Here is a 6000-nt window from a genome sequence, read left to right on the forward strand (position 1 = left end):
TTTAAATTGAATAATTTATAGGGTAACATTCAGGCTAAAACCAATGTTACGTGTTGCTGGCTGACTAAATACGTCTACACCAGAAAGTCCGTTACCTGTAGACATGGTAACTTCCGGATCAAATGGCGCTTTCTTATGAATGTATAAAAGGTTCCTTCCGATTAAAGAAAGTCTTAAATTTTTCACAAATCCCTTTGTAATCGGTACGCTATACCCAAGAGATACCTCACGCAAACGAATTGCCGTAGCGCTATAAATATAATTTTCGGTGATCCCATCACGTCCACCAACAGTAGTAAACCATTTTTTAGGATCAACACTGCTGATTGGCTTGCCATTAGTAGCATCCACACCATTGATATTTACACCACCGCGGTCTCTTGCTTCTCCGGAAGCTTTAGACACCCCATATTTATCCAATAAAGCCTCTGTAAGAGAAAGAACCTCACCTCCAAATTTACCATCTACCAGGAAGCTCAGGCTAAAGCTTTTATAGTCGAAAGTATTGCTCCATCCCAATTGAAATTTAGGGTTAGGGTTTCCGATATAATTAAATCCTGGATTTACCATTGGCGTACCACCGCTGCCAATCAAAATTCTGCCCTGTGCATCACGCTGGAAAGTAACACCATGAATATCGCCGAAAGAACCTCCGGTACTCAATACGGATTCGTAGGTATTGTTGCGGTTAGGCGTCAATACAAAGCGGTTTATTCCATCTTTTGAATCGACATCGATAACTTTGTTTTTATTGGCAGATCCGTTAAATGAGGTGTTCCAGTTAAAATCGCCATTTTTGATCACATCATATCCTAAGTTAAATTCAATACCTGAGTTTTGAATATCACCTGCATTTACATATCCCAGAGAGAATGTTGTCGTATAAGCTGGAATTACCTGAATAAATTGATTCAACGTATTTGACTTATAATAAGTGAAACTAAGGCTCAGTCTGTTGCTGAGAAAGCGGAAGTCTGCACCAAGCTCAAAGGATTTCGTTTTTTCAGGTTTCAACTGAGGGAATGGGGCAACGGAGTTCAAAAGTACACCACCACCAATAAACATGTGGGTTAAAGGCCTGGTTACATAAGAAGGTACCGTATTTCCCACCTGTGCATAAGTACCTCTGATTTTAGCATAGCTGATTACCTCTGGCAATGTCAGTGCCTGATTCAAAATAAAAGACAAACCTGCTGAAGGATAAAAATAAGATTTATTGGGCGTGAAGGCCAGATTTGACGACCAGTCATTTCTACCGGTAAGGGTTAAAAAAGCCCAGTTTTTATAAGAGAAATTCGCGTTGGCAAATACAGATTGAATCTGACTATGGTTATTTGGCAAGGTCAGTGTCGGAGGTCCCCCGGCAGCTGTTGCAATGTTTTCAGGCAAAAAGATATTAGGAATGGTCAATCCCGGTTCGGTGTAATTATTACTGGCATCCGGACCAGTACGTGTCCCTACCGTTTTTGAATCGGTAATACTCGTACCCAAAACTCCATCAATTTTCAAATCCGACTCGCCGGGTACAGAAAAAGTAAGCAATAAATCCGCATATTTTTGTTCATTAGTCTGGTCGCTCATCAACAGCTGACCATTCTTTTTCGCCAGTACAGGGTGCGTGCCCGCGTAAAGACGTTGTTCATACTTATCGTTTGTACGGTCAATACTACCACGTGCCTGTAAGTTCAGCCAATTGGTAAAATCATATTTTGCACTTGCATTCAACAAGATCCTGTTTCTCTTGGATTCATTAAGGTTACGGTTCAGAATCCACCATGGATTCTGTTGTACATCCTCATTAAAAGGCCAGTTTTGAGTTGGAGCACCATTCCCTCCGGGAACTGCAGCCAATTCAAATTGACTTCTGTATGGAGAAAGGTCTTTTCCCCTTGGAAACAAATACAAACCGGTTAAAGGGTTCAGATACAATCCCAATCCGGGACTGTTTTTGATCGTTTGAGAAATGTAGTTTATATTTCCGTCAACGCTTAACTTGTTGTCGAAAAATTTAGCACTCTCGCGGAAGTTAAGGTTATGTCTGGAAAGCTCATTCGTAGGTTCTGTTCCTCTCGATGCCGTATTAGCATAAGAAAAATAAGATTGCGCCGCTTCGGTACCTCCTGAAAGGTTAATCGAATTTGTCCAGTTTCTTCCGGTTTGATAAAAGGAAGACACATTGTCCGTTGCACCGTTTAATTTCGCGCCCCAGCTATCTGTTGCCCCGGCTTTTGTTTCACCATAACCATCCTGCAATTTTGGCTTATAAGCAATCTTATCCAGGGTAAAAGAAGAAGAATAATTAACGACAGGCTTTCCTGCTTTTCCTTTTTTAGTGGTGATCATGATGACTCCGTTCTGCGCCTGGCTACCATATAAGGCAGAGGCTGAAGCTCCCTTCAATACCGTGATGTTCTCTATATCGTCCGGATTCAGGTTAGAAATACCGTCACCACCATCCTGACTCGCACTAACAGGCGTAGTTCCTCCTTGTCCGACGTTGGATCCAAAGGTATTATTAGGCTGTCCGTTGGCATTTGATCCATTGGAGATGGGTACACCATCGATCACATAGAGTGGCTGATTGTTACCACCAGCTGATTTATTACCCCTCAGGACGACTTTAGCAGATCCCCCCACACCAGAAGCACTGGGTGAAATGGTTACACCTGCGATTTTACCATTCAGAGAGTTCATCAGGTTGTCGCTTTTTGCCCTGGTTAATTCAGATCCGGCCAACTGCTGACTGGAATAGGTGATTGATTTCTCTGATTTTTTAATTCCGAGGGCGGTTACCACAACTTCACCAAGTTGTTGGGCATCCTCTTCAAGAACAATATTTAATTGTTTAGCACTGATCACGACTTCTTTCGTCGTATATCCGAGATAGCTAACGACCAATACATCACCAATATTAGCTTGTATTGTAAACTGCCCGTTTCCATTAGCGGAAACACCAGTCTTTGTACCTTTGAGTAAAATGTTAACACCTGCCAGAGGCTGCCCTTTGGCATCCCTTATGGTTCCGTTGATAACTTCTACTCTTTTTACAAGTTCGATCCCGGTTACGGATCGAATTCTTAATGCACCATGATCTGCATTGGAAGCCAAAGCTCCCAGCGCAAGACAGGGCATTACTACGGTCAATAGTAATGATTTTTTCATTGTAAGTTTGTGGTTGGGTTAGGTTAATAGAGTTGGGTTGATTAATTATGTTTATATATTCATTTGAATTCTTTTAGTGTTAATAATTAGTTTTTCCTGATCAAAGTTCTCCATCACCAATACAGCAGCGCCAATAATCTCCCCGTCGAAACCAAGTTCCGAAATCAAAATTTCTATGTTTGCTGCCAGTCTTGGGATACAATATTTGTTGAGTGCGAGTTGAATGGGTGCCATCATGATCTTACCACCCTTTGCCCCTCTTCCACTCAGTACTATAGTTTTTGGATTCATGATATGGATCAGAATGGCCAGTGCCTTCCCAATCTTATACCCGGCATCAGAGAGCAATTCAATCACAAAAGGATCTCCTGTTGCAGCCACTTCAAAAATGGCGTCTCCCATTAATTTCAAAGGATCATCAATAACGGATTGCAAAGTAGATAAGCGACCTTGTTTAATTCCTTCCTTTGCTTTTTCTACCACGACTAACATGGATGCTTCCGCCTCAAGGCAACCTTGTTTGCCACAGATGCACAATGCACCGTCTTCAAATAAGGGAATGTGACTAAATTCTCCGGCGAAACCGTCGTAACCTCTAAACACCTCGCCTTTAACAATCATTCCAAGACCGATTCCCCAGCCCAGGTTGATGACCATTACCTCTTCCTGAGCTTTTGCTACGCCGAACTTCTGCTCTGCCAGCGCGATTACACTGGAGTCATTGGCCACATAAGTAGGTAAACCTGTTGCCGAAAAGATATATTCATTCAGGCTCTGACCATGTGCATCCAGGTAAGAATAATTGATCCCATCTGCTGCACTTACAAAACCAGGCATTCCGATCCCGATTCCTAATATTCGTTCTTTAGCTATTCCGGTTTTTAAAATATAGGCATTGATGTATTCTATCAGTTTATCTAATGCTACTGCATTGTTGTTCAAAAGCAATTCCACCATCTCCACTTCTGCAACCGGCCGGTTGCAGAGGTCCACAATTGCAATCCTTGTAGAAAGCTGATCCATTGCAATTGCCATAATATACATTGCATCGGCTTTAACGGCATAGTTCAAAGGTCTTCTTCCTCCGCTCGACGGCGCATATCCAACTTCGACAACAAATCCTTCATCAATCAGCTCGTTAATGGCTTTCATAATGATCGGTAAACTTTTACCAAACAGGACGCTTAATTCTGCACATGAAAGAGCATTTTCATAGTAAAGCTTTTTTAAAATCTCGCTTTTCAACTCAGATGCTTTTACAAGTTTAATCTTCATAAAAAATAGTTTGTTTATTAAACTTAATAAATTATTTTAATATCTTTCAATTATTATTAAAATATTTCAATTATTTATGTATAATATCAAATATATAGCAATAACTAATCGCAGTTAATGAGATAAATCAGAAAGAAGAAACGTCGGTTAATTCCCGCGCAGCACTGATAAAAGGGATTCCCTGTCAATCCGGGATAAAAAAAATACGGATAACAAAAAAGCCCGGATAAGAGTATCCGGGCTTTTCTGTTATATTAAGGAGTTTAGACTAAGAGTGTATCCAGCTAAATTTGTAATCCATTGTTGGAGTTTTCATTCTTTCAGCAACGCGCAGTAACCTGTTAGGCAAAGCCATGATATAGTCGCGGGCCTTTTCGCCGGCATCATTTAAATCACGCATGCTTTCCAGTTTCCACTCTTCGATCAGCTGCTGCATAATTTCCACATAATCAACTGCAGTATATACGCCCAGACGTTGTGCCGCATCTGTAAAGTGTCCAAAAGTCTGTCCGATCTTAAGTCCCATTTCACGCAAGAAATGCGCAGGCATAACGATCTTCTTACGCATCATATCTTCAAAAGCGATCATGGCTTCATTAGGATCAACTTCAAAGATTTTAGCCATAAAGTCCTTATATGCTTTTGCATGACGTGCCTCATCAGAAGCAATCACTCCGCACATTTTAGAAAGTAAGGTATCGCCATCTTTTTTTGCCATCGATGCAACCCTTCTGTGCGAGATATTCGTTGCCAATTCCTGAAAACTTGTGTAAACAAAGTTTCTATATGGATCATGGCCTGTTCCAATATCAAAACCATCAGCAATTAAATACTGGGTAGAAATTTCCATCTGACGCATGTCAACGCGTCCTGACAGGTAAAGATATTTATTTAATAAGTCTCCGTGTCTATTCTCTTCAGCAGTCCAATGACGTACCCATTTCATCCAGCCACCTTGCTCATTTTTTGTGATACCATCAACCATTGTTAACCATGATTCATAAGTAGGCAAAGCCTCTTCTGTGATGGTATCTCCGATCAATACTGCAACAAGGTCATAAGATAACCCGTCAGCATTCTCACGCAATAGTTTTATATCCTGGAAAAATGTATCGCTGGTTGAATCAGGCAGGAAGTCAGACGGTTGCCAATTAGTGTCAATCGGTTTCAAGTAGGTGTCCATCATATCCAGCATATAGCCTTCAATGTGTAGCATCACTTCCCTTCTCTTTTCTGCGAAAAAACTCATTGTTTTTTTATGTTTTAAATTAGTTCCAAAGATAACCAAAAATTGCATATTTTATCGTTTCGACATTATTTTATTCGCAATTAAGGGCCTTATAAAGGAGCTTTCCCGACATAATATTTGGCGATATATCTAAACAACATCCGATAAAAGAATAAGTTTTAAATACCAGGAATAATGGCCGAAATAAGGGCTTTCAATATAGAATGGAGTCAATCTTTCAGGGTATTCCGGAAAAGCTTGTAAACAAGAAAACCCTATAAACAAGAAAAGCCTGTAGTTTTCACTACAGGCTTACTTTTAAGATTTGGCACCGA

General features: G+C 40.6%; 3 protein-coding genes. All 3 read right to left on the reverse strand.

Annotated elements, in window-relative coordinates:
• Positions 1–15: 15 nt before the first annotated feature.
• Positions 16–3162: a SusC/RagA family TonB-linked outer membrane protein gene (locus DBR43_RS22280; RefSeq protein ID WP_124584822.1), complete on the reverse strand. Its 3147-nt coding sequence runs from the start codon at positions 3160–3162 to the stop codon at positions 16–18.
• Between the two features lie 51 nt (positions 3163–3213).
• A complete protein-coding gene (locus tag DBR43_RS22285) occupies positions 3214–4437 on the reverse strand; it encodes an ROK family protein (RefSeq protein ID WP_124584824.1) in 1224 nt (407 codons plus the stop codon).
• A gap of 268 nt (positions 4438–4705) precedes the next feature.
• Positions 4706–5686 carry an acyl-ACP desaturase gene (locus DBR43_RS22290; protein WP_124584998.1) on the reverse strand — a complete coding sequence of 327 codons (981 nt, stop codon included), beginning with the start codon at positions 5684–5686 and terminating at the stop codon, positions 4706–4708.
• Between the last annotated feature and the right edge of the window lie 314 nt (positions 5687–6000).

Source organism: Pedobacter sp. KBW06, from assembly GCF_003852525.1.
Classification (GTDB): Bacteria; Bacteroidota; Bacteroidia; order Sphingobacteriales; family Sphingobacteriaceae; genus Pedobacter.

Excerpts from the sequence above, each read along its gene's own strand:
- DBR43_RS22280 (WP_124584822.1), bottom strand. The coding sequence starts at position 3,162 with ATGAAAAAATCATTACTATTGACCGTAGTAATGCCCTGTCTTGCGCTG.
- DBR43_RS22290 (WP_124584998.1), bottom strand. The coding sequence starts at position 5,686 with ATGAGTTTTTTCGCAGAAAAGAGAAGGGAAGTGATGCTACACATTGAA.
- DBR43_RS22285 (WP_124584824.1), bottom strand. The coding sequence starts at position 4,437 with ATGAAGATTAAACTTGTAAAAGCATCTGAGTTGAAAAGCGAGATTTTA.